Here is a 15118-nt window from a genome sequence, read left to right on the forward strand (position 1 = left end):
TCATGTTTCATTTCTCCAACATCGTACGCACCAAGGGCGACCCCAAGATCGTCGAGGGCGGGCCGAGCCTGAAGCAGCCCGCCGACCAGCTCGCGCGGGCGCTCGGCTGGTTCAGCATCGGCCTCGGCGCCTTCGAATTGTTTGCGCCGAGACGCGTCACGGAAGCGGTCGGCATGGAAGGCCATGAGACGCTGGTCCGCGCTTTCGGCGTGCGCGAGATCCTGGCCGGCGTGATGTCGCTCTCGGTCGACAAGAACGCCGGCCTGTGGGCCCGCGTCGGCGGCGACGGCCTCGATGCCGCCGCGTTGCTATCGGGGCTGACGGCTGACAATCCCAAGAAGGGCAACATCGCGCTGGCGCTGCTGATGGTCGGCGGTATCGCCGTGCTCGACTATCGGGCCGCACAGGACACCAAGCCGCGACGCCCGGCTCGCGATGCACGGCGCAAGCTTTACCCGAACCGCAGCGGCTTCCCCAAGGGCATCGAGAACGCCAGAACTGCGGCAAGGCAGATCGCAGCGCATGCCGGTCGTAGCGAGGTGAAGCAAGGCGATGAGCGTCGCGTCCCGTGACGAAACGGCGTGGTGGGAATCCGCCGTCATCTACGAGATCGCGCTGATCTCCTTCCAGGACTCGAACGGCGACGGCAAGGGCGACCTCGCAGGATTGATGTCGCGCATCGACTACCTGAAGTGGCTCGGCGTCGACGCGGTCTGGCTGACGCCGATCTACAAGAGTCCGTTCCGCGACCTCGGCTACGACATCTCCGACTATTGCTCGGTCGACCCCGCCTTCGGCGGCCTCGAGGAGTTCGACCGCCTGGTCGAGGCGCTGCACGCCGCGGGCATCCGGCTCGTTCTCGACCTCGTCCCCAATCACACCGCGAACGATCACGCATGGTTCGTCGAGAGCTCGAGCTCGCGCAACAGCGCCAAGGCCGATTGGTACATCTGGGCCGATCCTGCCGAGAACGGCGGCCCGCCCAACAACTGGCTGAGCCGGTTCGGCGGCAGCGGCTGGGAATGGTGCGAGCCGCGGCGACAATATTACTATCATTCCTTTCTGGTCGAGCAGCCCGACCTGAACTGGCGCAATCCGGACGTGAGGGCCGCCATCGCCGATGCCATGCGCTTCTGGCTCGATCGCGGCGTCGACGGCTTTCGCGTCGATGCCAGCGCCGTCCTGATCAAGGACGAGCTGCTGCGCGACAATCCGCCGAATCCGCAAGCAGAGGGCAAGCCGCCGCCGCAGCGGCAGACACCCGTGTTCACCGACGACAGACCGGAAACGATGGACTGCATCGAGTTCATCCGGGAGGTGATCGACGCCTATCCTGGGCGCATGCTGTGCGGCGAAGTCCAGGGCAAGACCGACCGCATCGGGCACTTCTACGGAAACGACCGGCCGCGGTTGCACCTGCCCCTGAATTTCGCCCTGCTCGATTCACAATGGGACGCCCCGTCGCTGCAGGCGACGATCGATGCCTATCTGAGTGCCATTCCCGATCATGCCTGGCCGGTCTGGGTCATCGGCGGCCACGACAAGCAGCGGATCGCGAGCAAGATCGGCGAGCCGCAGATGCGTGTCGTGGCGATGCTGCTGATGACGCTGCGGGGAACGCCGTTCTTCTTCATGGGCGACGAGATCGGCCGCAAGCGCGTCCCCATTCCGTCCGACCGCGTCCGCGATCCCTTCGAGAAGCTCGTGCCCGGATATGGTTTGTGCCGCGATCCCGAACGCGCGCCGATGCGATGGGATGACAGCCGCGACGGCGGCTTCACCACGGGCCATCCCTGGCTGCCGCTGGAGCCACCCGATGGCGCGGCCAACGTTGCCGTACAGCAGCGCGACGAGCGGTCGATCCTGGCGCTGTTTCGCGGGCTGATGGCCTTGCGGCACGAGCATGCCGGCCTGCGATGCGGCGCTTACGAACCGCTGCGCTCGCAGAACGATGTCCTCGCCTACAAACGCATCGACGGCCGCAACGAAATTCTGGTCGCGCTCAACATCGCAGCCGAGCCGCGAAAACTCCATTGGCAAGGTCGCGGTCGCCTGGTGATGTCGACGCATCTGGACCGGCCGTCCGGGCCGTCGGCTGACGCTTCGATCCTGCTTCGAGGCAACGAAGGCGTGATCATCGCGCTCGAGCCTCGGTGATCGCAAGCAGGAACCATCCGGGCGCCAGCGCGTCTGATCAACGCCTTCGGCGTCTCCCCCGCCGCCGGAGGCAATTTGGACGAAACCGCAGCCCCGGTGCCCAATGCCCCCGTTCAGGCGCCGGGGCCAGTGGCGTGAGCCCGCAGGCAGACATATCGGAAGGCAGCTCATGGGCAAGACCAAGGGTCTTCAGCAACGCATCGCAGGCAAGACGAAGCAGGCTGTCGGCGAGATCATCGGCGACCAGGATCTCCACGATGAGGGCAAGGCGCAAGCCGAGCGCGGGCGCGACGAACAGGACAAGCCGAGCGAGCTCAATCCGCTGAAGAAGCTCAAGCAGCTGACGTGAACGCGGAGCCGCGACCAGCAATTGGCAGTGGACCGCGACCCGCTACCGGCGAGCGGCGGCGTTCGAGCTGGATCGCCGCCGCCGAGCTCGGCCTGATCAGCAGCACTTTCTCCACCATCGTCAGCCAGCTCTCCGCCGCCCGCATCGGCCGCGACGCCGCGGTCGACTGGATGACGGTCGCCGCCATTCCCGCGCGCGACTGGGCGATCAGCTCCGAGCCATCCTGGAGCACGATCCTGACCGGGATCGCCTTTCACCAATGGGCGGATTTTTCCTGGGCTCTGGTTTTCTTCGGCGTGCTCGGGCGCTGGACCGCAGACTTGCGGCCGATGACGATCCTGTTGCTCGCGCTGCCCTGGGCCGTATTCTCTTCCGGCATGGAATGGTTCGTGCTGGTGCCGCTGTTTCCGTTCTGGCAGCCGCTGTTCACGCTGCAGCAGCCCTACTGGATCGGCCTGCTTGTCCATGGCTCCTCGGCCGTGATGTATCCTCTGTTCGCCCGCCTGCGCTGGAGACACGGCAATGCGCCGCGGCGCGACGTGCGGTTCACCAACGCCTGGATCACCGGCGCGCTGGCTGCGGTTGTAGTGCTCGGAACCATCGCATTCTTTGGCAGTCATGGTCACGAGCTGCCATGGATGGGCCGCGACAGGGATCAGGACCAGACCTACATCCGTCACATGACCGCGCATCATGCCCAGGGCATCGAGCTGGCGCGGGTTGGCGCGGAGCGCGCGCAGGACCCGCACCTGCGAAAGCTCGCGATGATGATGGTCGCGAGCCAAAGCGGCGAGAACCGGATCTTCGAGAACTGGTGGCTGAGCTGGTTCGACACGGAGATGCCAGACTGCAGCACGGAGGAGCGTGCGGCGATGCCCGGCTTTCTGGTGCCGGCCGAGATGCGACAGATCAGGACTGCGCCGCCGGACCAGTTCGACGCGCTGTTTGTCGAGATAATGAGCAGGCATCACCGGGGTGCAGTCAGGATGGCCGACCAGATGTGGCGAAGCAGCGGCGATCCGCGTCTGCGCGTCATGGCCCACGCCATTCGCCATGAGCAGCAAGGCGAGATTGGGCTGATGCAAGGCGTAAGCGGCGTTGCCGCCGTTACCACCGCGGTTCGCAACATGTTCGGCGACAACGTCAATTGAGAGATTTGGGTCGGCGAGCCGCGCGGGCATTGCGAGTTCCGGCTGTTTGTCTCGCTCCGCCGCTCGCATTCGGAGCAAACGTATCAAAGGTTAATGCCTCCTGTCCCCCTCCTCGGTCAATGTCGCACACGGGGGTTGGCAATCGGACGTGACATGCAGGCAGGATTTGCTTTCTCGAAACTCGCCGATCGGCTGACGAGCCTCGTCGAATTGACGACCGACGATCTCGACCTGCTTGCGGACATGCCGAGCAGCATTGCGCATTTCGGCACGCATCAGACCATCCTGCGGCACGGCGACGAGGCGACCCATTGCTGCCTGTTGCTCCAAGGATATCTGTCCTGGCAGAACCACGAGAGCGCCGATGGGCAGATCACCGCGATCTGCGTGCCCGGCGACATCGCCAACCTGCACACCCTCCATCGCCCGCGCATCGAGGGCAATCTGATCGCGCTCGGACCCGCCATCGTCGCCCTCGTGCCGCACCGCTTCTTCCGCGAAGTCGCAGCGCGTTCGCCGGCGATGTCGCAGGCCATGCTGTTGATGCTCCTCGCCGAACATGCGATCCAGCGCAACTGGACGGTGAACCTCGGCAGCCGGGACGCACTGACCCGCGTGGCGCATCTGCTATGCGAGATCACCGTGCGGCTGCAAATCGTCGGCCTTGCCAGAGACCTCAGATTGTCTTCGCCCTTCACCCAGTCCGACCTCGCCGCGGCCTGCAGCATCTCCCCCGTTCACGCCAATCGCACTATCCAGGAGCTGCGCCGCGCCAATCTGCTGCAATGGCAAGGCAGGACCTTGACGATCACGGACTGGCCGGGCTTGGTTCGGCTCGCCGGCTTCGACCCGGCCTATCTGAGCATTCGATCCGGCACGGACGATGCGCGGCTGCCGCACGCGAACTCGATGACTGCTGACGTCGCGGTCGCTTGAACGCTGGGAGCGTGTTGCGCGCCTCTGCGATCGCGGATCGTGTTCCGCTTCCTACTCCCGCCAGAATTCGGCCAGCTCCTCCGCTGTCACCAGGTCGACCTGGCCATGAAAGCGGGTACGATACATCGTCATGAGTGCATCGTGCCCGACGTCGGACGAACTGCACAGCGCGTCCTCGACGATGACGATCCTGAAGCCGAGATCGACGGCGCTCAGGACCGTCGAGAGCACGCAGACGTCCGTCTCTGCGCCTGATATCACGACGGTGCCGACCTTCTTTTCAACGAGCAGGCTTGCAAGACCGGGATTGCTGAACGCCGAATAAGCCGGCTTGTCGATGACGGCGGCCGGCGGAACGAACCGGTCCAAGGCCGGCACAAGCTCAAGAGCGGATGGCGGCAGATGCCTGCGGGTGGCCTGCGGCCAGCGCCGAAAATAGCTCTGCCACTGGCCCCGGCGATCCTCTGGATCCTGCGGAGTGATGAAGCGCGTGAAGATCGTTCGGTCCTGATGGCGCGCAACGATCGAAGCGATCGTGGGCAGAACCCGTTCCATCCAGGGCGTCGCCCACAGACCGCCGGGGGCGAAAATGCGCTGCATGTCGATGCAGAGGTGAACGGCCTCCCTGATTGGGGCCACCTCCGACGTGCTGTCCCTCATCGTCCTCCACCGTCAGGCGCATTCAGCGACCCGTTGCGAATGCGCTTACGGAGGCTTTGGTTCCGAACCGCGGCGAAGCAGCGGCAGACTCGGAATTTGCCCCGTGCGCCTTCACGCGGGCTGCGCTTCCCCACCCTGACATTCTCGGCGCGCGCGGTGCTCGAAGGCTTCGCCGCCCAAACGTGCCGGACCGCACAATCCGGACCCTCGCTCGCGGGATCGGGAAAGACTTGGCGTGGCTGAAGTGGGTAGCGACCAGTCACCATGCTGGGATGGTTACTCGAATGCGACTTGACAGACTGGCATCCAACAAATGTTATGTTATAACATAACAATTTCGATCCCGATGCCTCAGTCCCAGCGCCGACGCCGTATCCCCTTGAAAAGGCTCTTTGATCTCCATGCAAAAACTCCCCGTCACCGTTTTGTCCGGCTTCCTCGGGGCTGGAAAGACCACTTTGCTGAACCACGTCCTGAACAACCGGCACGGCCTGAAGGTGGCGGTGATCGTGAACGACATGAGCGAGGTGAACATCGATGCGGACCTGGTTCGGGATGGCGGTGCCAAGCTGTCCCGGACCGACGAAAAGCTCGTCGAGATGACTAACGGCTGCATCTGCTGCACACTGCGGGACGATCTCCTGAAGGAGGTACGCACCCTCGCGGCAAACGGGCGCTTCGATTATCTGCTGATCGAGTCGACCGGTATCTCCGAGCCGTTACCGGTCGCGGCAACCTTCGATTTCCGCAACGAAGACGGCGACAGCCTCTCCGACGTGGCACGGCTCGACGCCATGGTCACGGTGGTCGACGCGGTGAACCTGCTCAAGGACTATTCGTCGAGCGACTTTCTCGAACAACGCGGGCAGGCGCTCGAGAACGACAAGCGCACGCTGGTCGATCTGCTGGTCGAGCAGATCGAGTTTGCCGACGTCATCGTGCTCAACAAAGTCGATGATTCCACCCCGGCGCAGCGCGAGGCGGCGCGCAAGATCATTCGCGCGCTCAATCCGGAGGCCGATCTCATCGAAGCCAATTACGGCCGCGTCCCTTTCGACCGCATCCTCGACACCGGCCGGTTCGACTTCGAAAAGGCGCAGCAGCATCCGCTCTGGTTCAAAGAGCTGTATGGCTTCGCCGATCATATGCCGGAGAGCGAGGAATACGGCGTGAAGCATTTCGTCTATCGTGCCCGCCGCCCCTTCGATCCCGCCAGATTCGACCAATTCATCAAACAGCCCGGGCCGGGGGTGATCCGCGCCAAGGGACATTTCTGGCTGGCAACCCGACCGCAATGGCTCGGCGAAATCAGCCAGGCAGGCTCGATCATCCGCACTGAGGCGCTCGGTTTCTGGTGGGCGAGCGTGCCAACGGAACGATGGCCGGACGATCCAGCCTGGCGGACGCGGCTGCGCGCCAACTGGAGCGAGATCTATGGCGATCGTCGTCAGGAGATCGTGTTCATCGGCACCAACATGGACGAGGACTCGATCCGCTCCCGCCTGGACGCATGCCTCGTGCCTGGAAGACCTGCCATGAACATCGCGGATTGGGCAAAGCTCCCGGACCCATTCCCGATTTGGCGCCGTGCGGACGCTGCCTAGCGAGACCCCCATGGAAAACGTCGTTCGATTCGTATCGAAATCCGAGCTCGAACGCGAGCGCCTGATCCGCGAAGCTCGCGCCATCTACGACAGCATATTCCCACCGGTCACCAGCGCCGGCGTGCAAGACGATGATCAGACCGAGCCGAGGACGTCGATCCACCCTCTGGCTGACAGGGAGCCGTGACGGAATGCAGGTGGCGTTCGAAGGTCGCACGAAACGATCACAACTAGCTCGCAGAGGGCGGCTGAGCGCGCGCCCAAGGCGAGCGTTTGAGACCGAGGAATTCGCACTGAACGCAGGCCTGCGTTCCGCACGCCGACCGGGCATCGCGACGATTTCAACCGAAATACAGGCCGGTGGTGCGCTCGGAGGGACTCGAACCCCCACGATTTTACTCACTGCCACCTCAAGGCAGCGCGTCTACCAGTTCCGCCACGAGCGCTTTGGGGATGCCGGCTTGAGGCTTGAAGGCCGGCCGGATCAACGGCGCCGATCTAACAAATCCATCAGAGGGGTACAAGCCTGCAGAGGCCCTGAATTCCACAAGCTTTGCAGGAAAGTTCCAGCCCCTGCCCCAATTGGCCATTTGCTCGTGACCAAGCCGGTGTCCCGTGCAAAGGCTGCCACCGCGTGCCCTGGGCTTTTACCGGGTCCCCGGCGAGCGCGGCAGCATCTGCTTGACCTCGACGGCGATCCGGTTGCGGTCGACCAGGACGACCCCGGAGGCCACCGGCAGATTGTTCGCCAACACCTTGACCTCGTCCGCCTCAGTTGCGTCCAGTTCGATGATGGCGCCGCGGGAAAGACGCAATACCTGATGGATCGGCATGGTGGTCGTCCCCAGGACGACCATGAGATCCACGGTGACTTTATCGAGAGTGGGCACTGTCAGGACCGTCGCAACATAAGACTGGCATTTGCGCCTGCGATCATCACCACGTTATGGTTAGCCAATGGTTAATTCCCCCAAGAACCCCAGCCAGGATCGGCGTGAAGCGCTGGACCTGACCTCGTTTTCCGCCTCGGGCGGCGAGCCAGTCGAGTGGCGGATCTCGGATGCGCCCGTCCCCTACCCGGAGGCGGTCGCGGCCATGGAGGCCCGCGTCGCCGCGATTGCGGCGGGCGAGGCCCCGGAGCAGGTCTGGCTGCTCGAGCACCCGCCGCTCTACACCTCGGGCACCTCAGGCAAGGAATCCGACCTGCTCGAGGCCCGATTCCCGACGTTCGCGACGGGACGCGGCGGGCAGCTCACTTATCACGGGCCCGGCCAGCGGGTGGCCTATGTCATGCTGGACCTCAAACGTCGCCGGCCGGACGTTCGCGCCTATGTCGCGAGCCTCGAAGAGCTGATTCTGCGCACGTTGGCCGCCTTCAACGTCCGCGGCGAGCGGCGCGAGGACCGCGTCGGAGTTTGGGTGAAGCGGCCCGACAAGGGACCTGGGCACGAGGACAAGATCGCCGCGATCGGCGTCCGACTGAAGCGCTGGGTCTCCTTCCACGGCATCGCCATCAATGTCGAGCCGGAGCTGTCGCATTTCGCCGGCATCGTGCCTTGCGGCGTCACTGACGCCCGCTACGGCGTCACCTCGCTGGTCGACCTCGGCCAGCTCGCGACCATGGCCGATGTTGACATCGCACTCCGGCAGGCATTCGAGCAGCTGTTCGGACCGACCACAGCTCCGGCGCCTGAAGCTGTGGTCTGAGCTTCCGCGCTCTTGGAAGCGCTCCACACGGTTCAGGTACCGGGTGAGATTCCTCACCCGCGACGACAGCCATCACGCTGCCTCGAAGGACATGCCAAGCTTGCCGGCGATATAGCGCCGCTCCTGGGTCTGGCCGCCGAAGCCGTAGGCGTCGCCCTTGACGTCGTCGACATGCAGGTACGTCTCGGGATGCAGCGGGCCGAGGATCTCGGCCATACGCTTGAACATGGCAGCGAGATAGGCCGCCTTCTCGTCCTTGGTGTTGGTGCCCTCGGTGACGTGGATGTCGATCCAGTAGCTTGCGAGCTTCTGCTCCGCGAGCGACCTGCCGCCGGCGAACCAATCGCTGGCATTCACCGACTTCACGACGATGGCGGTGACCCTGGGATCCTTGTGCAGGATCTCAGCGGTCAGCTCGGACACGGCGTTCGCGATGTCGGCCTTGAGCGATGGCGACTGGCGGGACGTGGTGTAGGACACGGTGATCAGGGGCATGGCGGTTCTCCTCGAGATGTCGCGCGACTTGCGGCGTTGGCGAGAAGCTAGACCTGCCGGATTCATCCTGGTACCTTATCGATGACGATATCAGTGATAATCGATCATAATGACCATGACCCTCGACATCGCTACGGTCCAGGCATTCCTGCTGGTCGCCGACCTCCAGAGCTTTACGCGAGCCGCCGAAGCGCTCGGCACGACGCAGGCGGCCGTCAGCCTGAAGCTGCAGCGGCTGGAAGCGTTGCTGGGCAGACGCCTTGTCGAGCGCTCGCCGCGCGCAGTCCGGCTCACCGCCGACGGCGCTGCCTTCCTCGATCGCGCCCGCGCGCTGTTGGAGGCGCATGATCGCGCGCTGTCGGGCGAAGCTTCAGTCGCGCCCTCGCTCACGATCGGCATCTCCGATCACGCGGCGGGTCCCGAACTGGTGCCGCTTCTCGAGCGGCTGCACGCGATGTCGCCGAACCTCACTCTCGCTGTCACCATCGGCTTCTCGCGCGAGATGCAGGATGCCTATGACGCGGGCGAACTGGACGCGGTGATCGTTCGCCAGGAAGGCAGCCGCCGGGGCGGCGAGAAGCTGGTTGAAGACGAGTTCGGTTGGTTCGCGTCCCGGCGCTTCACGCTGGCAAAGGGAGCGCCGCTGCCGCTTGCGACACTCGCCCCACCCTGCGGCGTCCGCGCCGTGGCCGTGCGCGCGCTCGACAAGGCCGCTATCGGCTGGCGCGAGCGTTTCGTGGGCGGCGGTGTCACGGCGGTGGTTGCCGCCGCGCTCGCCGGCCTCGCAATCGCGCCGCTGGCGCGGCGGATCGCACTGCCCGGGCTGGTCGACATCGGACCGGCGCACAGGCTGCCGAAACTCGGCAGCTCGAAGGTGATGCTGCATTCGAAGGTCAGCGATCCCGCCAAGCTCGCGGCGCTGCGGGCGATCGTCGCGACGTTCCGGAGCGCAGCGGCGCTAGCAGTCCGCTGAGCCTGGTCCCCGGCGGCCAGTGTACAGGCTCGCGATTGTTGCCCAAAAATGACCCAGAGCGCGGGAACATTTCGCCAACCAGAGCGTTTCTTCCGGTCGAGGCGGGGTCTGGAATAGTGAAAAAACTCAACCAACAGAGAGACTTGTTCGAAAGCGAGCGCAGTTTCCGGCTGTTGGTTGAGGGGGTCGCCGACTACGCTCTCTACATGCTCGATCCCAAGGGCACCATCACCAGCTGGAACATTGGCGGCGAGCGCATCAAGGGCTATTCGCCCGGGGAGATCCTCGGCCAGCATTTTTCCCGGTTTTACACCGAAACCGACCGCGCCAACGGCAAGCCGGCGCGAGCGCTCGGTATTGCGCGGGAAAAGGGCCGATACGAGGAGGAAGGCTGGCGCGTCCGCAAGGACGGCACGTTCTTCTGGGCCAGCGTCGTGATCGACCCGATCTACGAGGACGGTGAGCTGATCGGCTTCGCCAAGATCACGCGCGACATCACCGAACGTCGCAATGCCCAACTCAAGCTCGAGGCGATGCAGAAGCAGCTCGCCGAGTCGCAGAAATTCGATGCACTCGGACAGCTCACCGGCGGGGTTGCGCACGACTTCAACAATCTCCTGATGATCATCAGTGGCAGCCTTCACATCCTGAAGAAGAGCGCCACTAGCGACCCCAAGCTCGAGCGCGCCATGTCCGCGATCGAGACCGCGACCAAGCGCGGCGCCGCGCTGACGAACCAGCTCCTCACCTTCGCGCGGCGGCAGAGCGTGAATCCGCAGGCGATCGATTTCGCCGAACGCGTCGGCGCCATCCGCGAGGTGCTCGACGCAGGGGTCGGCAGTTCCGTGCGTCTCGCCTTCGACATTCATTCCGACACGTGGCCGATCAAGGCCGACGTTTCCGAACTCGAGACTGCCCTGCTCAACCTCGTCATCAATGCCCGGGATGCGATGCCGGACGGTGGCGCGGTGACGATCCAGGCGCGTAATGTCGTGCTGAACGAGCCGCCCCTCGCCGGCGACTTCGTCGCAATCGATGTCACCGATACCGGCCTCGGAATTCCCTCCGACGTTCTCGACAAGATCTTCGAGCCGTTCTTCACCACAAAACCGATCGGCAAGGGCACGGGTCTCGGCCTCTCCCAGGTGCATGGCTTTGCGCATCAGGCCGGCGGCACGGTGAAGGTTGCAAGCGAACTCGGCAAGGGTACGACTTTCACCATACTGCTTCCGCGCGGCATGGATGCGCCGGTACGGGACGCCGCGGAAGCGATGTCCTTTCGCGGCAGCGGCACGGTGCTGCTGGTCGAGGACAATCCCGACGTCGCGCTCGTCAGCACCGGTCTTCTGGAGCAACTCGGCTACGAAGTGCGCCGGGTCGCCGATGCCGAGGCGGCATTGCGCGAGATCGAGAACGACGCCGTGGACTTCGTGTTCTCGGACATCGTCATGCCCGGCAAGATGGATGGACTCAGCTTGGCCCATCACCTCCGGCAGATCCGTCCCGGTCTGCCGATCCTGCTTGCCACCGGTTACAGCGATGTCGCCGCCGGCGTGCGCGGCGATTTCCCGATCCTGCGCAAGCCCTATGAGATCCACGAGCTGAGCGAAGCAATCGCCAAGCTGCCACGGTGAGGATTCAATCCTCTTGCGAGCGTCACACCGTCGGCAGCACCGAAAACATCTCTCCGGCCCGGCGCAGATTCAGGTCATCCGCGCTGGCGGTCTCGCTGGTGACACTGTCGACGCGTGACGACGGCGGGCCGTGGCGGCACAGCGCGACCATGTCGGCGACGTGTCTCGGCGCACCAGCGAACAGCGCTTCCACACTGCCGTCGCGGCGGTTGCGGACCCAGCCTTCGAGGCCGCTCGTCCTCGCCTGCTGCTCGACCCAAGCCCGATAGCCGACGCCCTGCACGCGCCCGCAGATCACCACCTGGAGAATCGCCCGGTTCACTTCTTCGATCCAAGGACATCGGCGCTGAGCGCCCTGAGCTCGCTCTCCCGCATGATACGGGCTATCAGCTCCGATGATGCCAAGCCCTTGAGGCTTTTCGGCGCCGCGCCCTCTCGCAAGGCCTTCTGCGTGTCGTAGACAGCCTGCGTCGCAGCTACAATCGGCGCATGGCCCTGCAGAGCGATGCGAACGCGCTGGCTCGCAAGGTAATCGAGCGCGCTCAACTCCTCCGGCACGCCGCCGAGCACGATCGGCAGGCTCGTGGCGGATGCGATCGCCTCGAGCTCAGTGCGCGCCTTGATGCCGGTGAAGAACAGCGCATCGACGCCGGCCGCTTCATAAGCCTTGGCGCGTCGGATCGCATCGTCGATCGACGTGATCGCGGCCGCACCGGTGCGGCCCATGATCACCAGAGAGGGATCGCTGCGGCCGCCCAGCGCCGCCTTCATCTTGCCGACCCCCTCCTCTAGAGAGATCAGCTGGGTCTTCGTTTCGCCAAAAGCAGCCGGCAACAGCGTGTCCTCGATGGTGAGGCCGGCCGCGCCGGCCATCTCGAGTTCCTGCACCGTGCGGCGCACGTTCAGCGCATTGCCGTAGCCATGATCGGCATCCACCAACACGGGGAGCGTTGCGGCACGCGACATCCGCCGCATCTGCTCGGCAAGCTCGGTGAGGGTGATCAGCGTGACGTCGGGGTCGCCCAGCACCGCGAGCGAAGCGACCGATCCCCCGAACATGCCGAGGGGAAAGCCGAGGTCCTCGGCAATGCGGATCGAGATCGCATCATACAGCGAGCCGGGGTGGACGCAGTTTGAGTCCGACAGGACTGAGCGAAGTTTCTCGCGGCGGGAACGAAAGGCCATACTTGCCTCACTTTCAATTCCTCATCCTGACGAGCGCGGTGTTGCGCGCATCTCGAAGGATGAAGGCCCGGCTGGTGGCCTCGCCCTTTCGAGACGCCGCGCAGGGGCGGCTCCTCAGGGTGAGGGTCGACTATTGCAGTCTGGAGCCTACGCAAACTCCAAGATCAGCGCGTCCACCGCGAGCGTCGCGCCGGCGCTCGCGTGGATCTTCTTCACCGTGCCGTCCTGCTCGGCGCGCAGCACGTTCTGCATCTTCATGGCTTCGACCACCGCCAGCGTCTCGCCCGCCTTGACCTCCTGGCCTTCGCTCACCGCGATCGAGACCACGAGGCCGGGCATCGGGCAGAGCAGCTTCTTGCCGGTGTCGGACGCCGTCGTCACCGGCATCAGCCGTGCCGACGTCGCCTCGGCTTCGGTCCAGACATAGACCGGCACCTCGACGCCTTGATGGGCGAGGCGAACGCCGTTCGCAATCGGGCGCGCCTGCACCGCGACGAGGTGGCCGTCGATGGTGCCCTGCCAGACCGGATCGCCCGGCTTCCACGGTGACTGCAACAGATGCGCATTGCCAGCCTTGCCGTCGGAATCGATGAAGCGGATCGCGATAGCATCGCCCTCGCGCGCCACCTCGAGCAGAATCTCCTGGCGATCCAGCCAGACCGCGCGGCGCCGCTCTCGCTGCACGACGCGCCCACCCATCTGTCCGGAGATCTGCCGCTTGCGCTCGCCAAGCACGTGATCGATGGCGGCGCCGACCGCGGCGATCCGCCGTGCGACCTCGCCTTCGGGCACGCGCACTGCAAAGCCCTTGGGGAATTCCTCGGCGATGAATCCGGTCGAAAGTCGTCCCTCGCGCCAGCGCGGATGATGCATCAGCGCCGACAGGAACGGGATATTGTGCCTGATGCCGTCGACGTAGAACGAATCAAGCGCGGTCGCCTGCGCCTCGATCGCGGCCGCGCGCGACGGCGCATGCGTGACGAGCTTGGCGATCATCGGATCGTAGTGGATCGAGATCTCGCCGCCTTCCTGCACGCCGGTATCGTTGCGGATGGTGATGCCGTCCTTGCTGACTTCGGCCGGCGGGCGATATTTCACCAGGCGTCCGATCGAGGGCAGGAAGTTGCGGAACGGATCTTCGGCGTAAAGGCGCGATTCCACCGCCCAGCCCGTCAGCGTGACGTCCTTCTGTGCGATGGCGAGCTTCTCGCCGGCGGCAACGCGGATCATCTGCTCGACGAGATCGATTCCGGTGACGAGCTCGGTGACGGGATGCTCGACCTGGAGACGCGTGTTCATCTCCAGGAAGTAGAAGCTCTTGTCCTGCCCCGCGACGAACTCGACGGTGCCGGCGGAGTCGTAGTTCACGGCCTTGGCCAGTGCGACCGCCTGCTCACCCATCTTGCGTCGGGTGGCCTCATCAAGCAGCGGCGACGGCGCCTCCTCGATGACCTTCTGGTTGCGGCGCTGGATCGAGCATTCGCGCTCACCGAGATAGATCACGTTGCCATGCTTGTCGCCCAGCACCTGGATCTCGATGTGGCGGGGATCGACGATGAACTTCTCGACGAAGACGCGGTCGTCGCCGAACGAGGCCTTGGCCTCGGCCTTGGCGAGGTTGAACCCTTCGGCGACTTCGGCCTTCGAATGCGCGATGCGCATGCCCTTGCCGCCGCCGCCGGCGGAGGCCTTGATCATCACGGGATAACCGATCTCATCGGCGATCCGCACCGCGTGCTTGTCGTCTTCGATGACGCCGAGATAGCCGGGGACAGTCGAGACCTTCGCCTTGGCAGCCGCCTTCTTCGACTCGATCTTGTCGCCCATGGCGGCGATGGCGCCGGGGTTCGGGCCGATGAAGACGATGCCGGCGGCTTCCAGCGCGCGCGGAAACGCCTCGCGCTCGGACAGGAAGCCGTAGCCCGGGTGCACCGCCTCGGCGCCTGTCTTGCGGCAGGCCTCGACGATCTTCTCGATCACCAGATAGCTCTCGGCGGCGGCCGGCGGGCCGATCAGCACGGCCTCGTCGGCCATTTCGACATGGAGGGCGTCGCGATCGGCCTCGGAATAGACCGCAACCGTCTGAATTCCCATGCGGCGCGCGGTCTTCATGACCCGGCAGGCGATTTCGCCGCGATTGGCGATCAGAATGCGTTTGAACATGCTTTTCTTGAGTCTCGACCTTGGGCGGGACCATTCCCCTGGCCGTTGGGCCCATGGGATGGCCGTGTAGCTCCCGTGGTACATCAAAATGGGCCAGAGGCAAC

16 protein-coding genes and 1 tRNA gene are annotated in these 15118 nt (G+C 64.7%); 10 read left to right on the forward strand and 7 right to left on the reverse strand.

What is annotated here, in order from left to right; all coding sequences use genetic code 11:
- The first annotated feature begins 2 nt into the window (after positions 1–2).
- The 5 genes from K408_RS0133035 to K408_RS0133055 all read left to right on the forward strand — a co-directional run bounded on the left by K408_RS0133035 (position 3) and on the right by K408_RS0133055 (position 4593).
- On the forward strand, positions 3–572 hold the full coding sequence (locus tag K408_RS0133035) for a hypothetical protein (RefSeq protein ID WP_024342877.1): 570 nt from the start codon (positions 3–5) through the stop codon (positions 570–572).
- On the forward strand, positions 553–2157 hold the full coding sequence (locus K408_RS0133040) for an alpha-amylase family glycosyl hydrolase (RefSeq protein WP_024342876.1): 1605 nt from the start codon (positions 553–555) through the stop codon (positions 2155–2157). Before K408_RS0133035 ends, K408_RS0133040 begins: the two co-directional genes overlap by 20 nt.
- A 169-nt stretch (positions 2158–2326) precedes the next feature.
- Positions 2327–2506 (forward strand): hypothetical protein, encoded by a 180-nt coding sequence (locus K408_RS0133045; protein ID WP_024342875.1) that lies wholly within the window; start codon positions 2327–2329, stop codon positions 2504–2506.
- Positions 2503–3657, forward strand: coding sequence for a DUF305 domain-containing protein (locus K408_RS0133050; protein WP_024342874.1), 1155 nt, complete (start codon positions 2503–2505; stop codon positions 3655–3657). The genes K408_RS0133045 and K408_RS0133050 overlap by 4 nt, the downstream gene beginning before the upstream one ends.
- Positions 3658–3810: 153 nt before the next feature.
- Complete coding sequence (locus tag K408_RS0133055) at positions 3811–4593, forward strand: Crp/Fnr family transcriptional regulator (RefSeq protein WP_024342873.1); 783 nt, start codon at positions 3811–3813, stop codon at positions 4591–4593.
- 51 nt (positions 4594–4644) lie between these two features.
- Here the strand turns inward: K408_RS0133055 and K408_RS0133060 are convergent, their stop codons facing one another.
- Positions 4645–5253 (reverse strand): cysteine hydrolase family protein, encoded by a 609-nt coding sequence (locus K408_RS0133060; RefSeq protein ID WP_024342872.1) that lies wholly within the window; start codon positions 5251–5253, stop codon positions 4645–4647.
- 401 nt (positions 5254–5654) lie between these two features.
- Between K408_RS0133060 and zigA the strand changes: the two genes are divergently transcribed.
- Both zigA and K408_RS42410 read left to right on the forward strand, forming a co-directional pair.
- Complete coding sequence (zigA, locus tag K408_RS0133065) at positions 5655–6857, forward strand: zinc metallochaperone GTPase ZigA (protein ID WP_024342871.1); 1203 nt, start codon at positions 5655–5657, stop codon at positions 6855–6857.
- A gap of 10 nt (positions 6858–6867) precedes the next feature.
- A complete protein-coding gene (locus tag K408_RS42410; RefSeq protein ID WP_155248760.1) occupies positions 6868–7044 on the forward strand; it encodes a hypothetical protein in 177 nt (58 codons plus the stop codon).
- 174 nt (positions 7045–7218) lie between these two features.
- Here K408_RS42410 and K408_RS0133075 read toward each other — a convergent pair.
- Both K408_RS0133075 and K408_RS0133080 read right to left on the reverse strand, forming a co-directional pair.
- Positions 7219–7303: transfer RNA gene (locus K408_RS0133075), tRNA-Leu, on the reverse strand.
- A 201-nt stretch (positions 7304–7504) separates the two neighbouring features.
- Entirely contained in the window at positions 7505–7747 is a 243-nt protein-coding gene (locus tag K408_RS0133080; RefSeq protein ID WP_018647371.1) for a FliM/FliN family flagellar motor switch protein, read from the reverse strand.
- Positions 7748–7814: 67 nt separating this feature from the next.
- Here K408_RS0133080 and lipB point away from each other — a divergent pair, with 67 nt between their 5' ends.
- The gene (lipB, locus tag K408_RS0133085; RefSeq protein WP_024342870.1) at positions 7815–8564 is read left to right on the forward strand and encodes a lipoyl(octanoyl) transferase LipB; all 750 of its coding nucleotides are present in this window, start codon (positions 7815–7817) and stop codon (positions 8562–8564) included.
- A 72-nt stretch (positions 8565–8636) separates the two neighbouring features.
- On the opposite strand, the gene K408_RS0133090 is transcribed toward lipB, so the two are convergent.
- Positions 8637–9059 (reverse strand): tautomerase family protein, encoded by a 423-nt coding sequence (locus K408_RS0133090; protein WP_024342869.1) that lies wholly within the window; start codon positions 9057–9059, stop codon positions 8637–8639.
- Between the two features lie 109 nt (positions 9060–9168).
- Between K408_RS0133090 and K408_RS0133095 the strand changes: the two genes are divergently transcribed.
- Both K408_RS0133095 and K408_RS0133100 read left to right on the forward strand, forming a co-directional pair.
- The gene (locus K408_RS0133095; RefSeq protein WP_024342868.1) at positions 9169–10032 is read left to right on the forward strand and encodes a LysR family transcriptional regulator; all 864 of its coding nucleotides are present in this window, start codon (positions 9169–9171) and stop codon (positions 10030–10032) included.
- A 113-nt stretch (positions 10033–10145) separates the two neighbouring features.
- A complete protein-coding gene (locus K408_RS0133100; RefSeq protein WP_024342867.1) occupies positions 10146–11666 on the forward strand; it encodes a PAS domain-containing sensor histidine kinase in 1521 nt (506 codons plus the stop codon).
- A 22-nt stretch (positions 11667–11688) separates the two neighbouring features.
- Here K408_RS0133100 and K408_RS0133105 read toward each other — a convergent pair whose 3' ends face one another.
- From K408_RS0133105 to K408_RS0133115, 3 genes are all read right to left on the reverse strand, one after another.
- Positions 11689–11988 (reverse strand): acylphosphatase, encoded by a 300-nt coding sequence (locus K408_RS0133105; protein ID WP_024342866.1) that lies wholly within the window; start codon positions 11986–11988, stop codon positions 11689–11691.
- The gene (locus K408_RS0133110; protein ID WP_024342865.1) at positions 11985–12851 is read right to left on the reverse strand and encodes an isocitrate lyase/PEP mutase family protein; all 867 of its coding nucleotides are present in this window, start codon (positions 12849–12851) and stop codon (positions 11985–11987) included. Before K408_RS0133110 ends, K408_RS0133105 begins: the two co-directional genes overlap by 4 nt.
- Before the next feature lie 147 nt (positions 12852–12998).
- Positions 12999–15014, reverse strand: coding sequence for an acetyl-CoA carboxylase biotin carboxylase subunit (locus K408_RS0133115; protein ID WP_024342864.1), 2016 nt, complete (start codon positions 15012–15014; stop codon positions 12999–13001).
- Positions 15015–15118 lie beyond the last annotated feature (104 nt).

The sequence above is a fragment of the Bradyrhizobium sp. in8p8 genome (assembly GCF_000426845.1).
GTDB lineage: Bacteria > Pseudomonadota > Alphaproteobacteria > Rhizobiales > Xanthobacteraceae > Bradyrhizobium > Bradyrhizobium japonicum_C.

Bases quoted from the DNA above. Each gene is read 5' to 3' on its own strand.
- K408_RS0133040 (WP_024342876.1), top strand. From the start codon at position 553: ATGAGCGTCGCGTCCCGTGACGAAACGGCGTGGTGGGAATCCGCCGTC.
- zigA (WP_024342871.1), top strand. From the start codon at position 5,655: ATGCAAAAACTCCCCGTCACCGTTTTGTCCGGCTTCCTCGGGGCTGGA.
- K408_RS0133115 (WP_024342864.1), bottom strand. From the start codon at position 15,014: ATGTTCAAACGCATTCTGATCGCCAATCGCGGCGAAATCGCCTGCCGG.
- K408_RS0133110 (WP_024342865.1), bottom strand. From the start codon at position 12,851: ATGGCCTTTCGTTCCCGCCGCGAGAAACTTCGCTCAGTCCTGTCGGAC.
- K408_RS0133055 (WP_024342873.1), top strand. From the start codon at position 3,811: ATGCAGGCAGGATTTGCTTTCTCGAAACTCGCCGATCGGCTGACGAGC.
- K408_RS0133045 (WP_024342875.1), top strand. From the start codon at position 2,327: ATGGGCAAGACCAAGGGTCTTCAGCAACGCATCGCAGGCAAGACGAAG.
- K408_RS42410 (WP_155248760.1), top strand. From the start codon at position 6,868: ATGGAAAACGTCGTTCGATTCGTATCGAAATCCGAGCTCGAACGCGAG.
- K408_RS0133090 (WP_024342869.1), bottom strand. From the start codon at position 9,059: ATGCCCCTGATCACCGTGTCCTACACCACGTCCCGCCAGTCGCCATCG.
- K408_RS0133035 (WP_024342877.1), top strand. From the start codon at position 3: ATGTTTCATTTCTCCAACATCGTACGCACCAAGGGCGACCCCAAGATC.
- lipB (WP_024342870.1), top strand. From the start codon at position 7,815: ATGGTTAATTCCCCCAAGAACCCCAGCCAGGATCGGCGTGAAGCGCTG.
- K408_RS0133060 (WP_024342872.1), bottom strand. From the start codon at position 5,253: ATGAGGGACAGCACGTCGGAGGTGGCCCCAATCAGGGAGGCCGTTCAC.
- K408_RS0133095 (WP_024342868.1), top strand. From the start codon at position 9,169: ATGACCATGACCCTCGACATCGCTACGGTCCAGGCATTCCTGCTGGTC.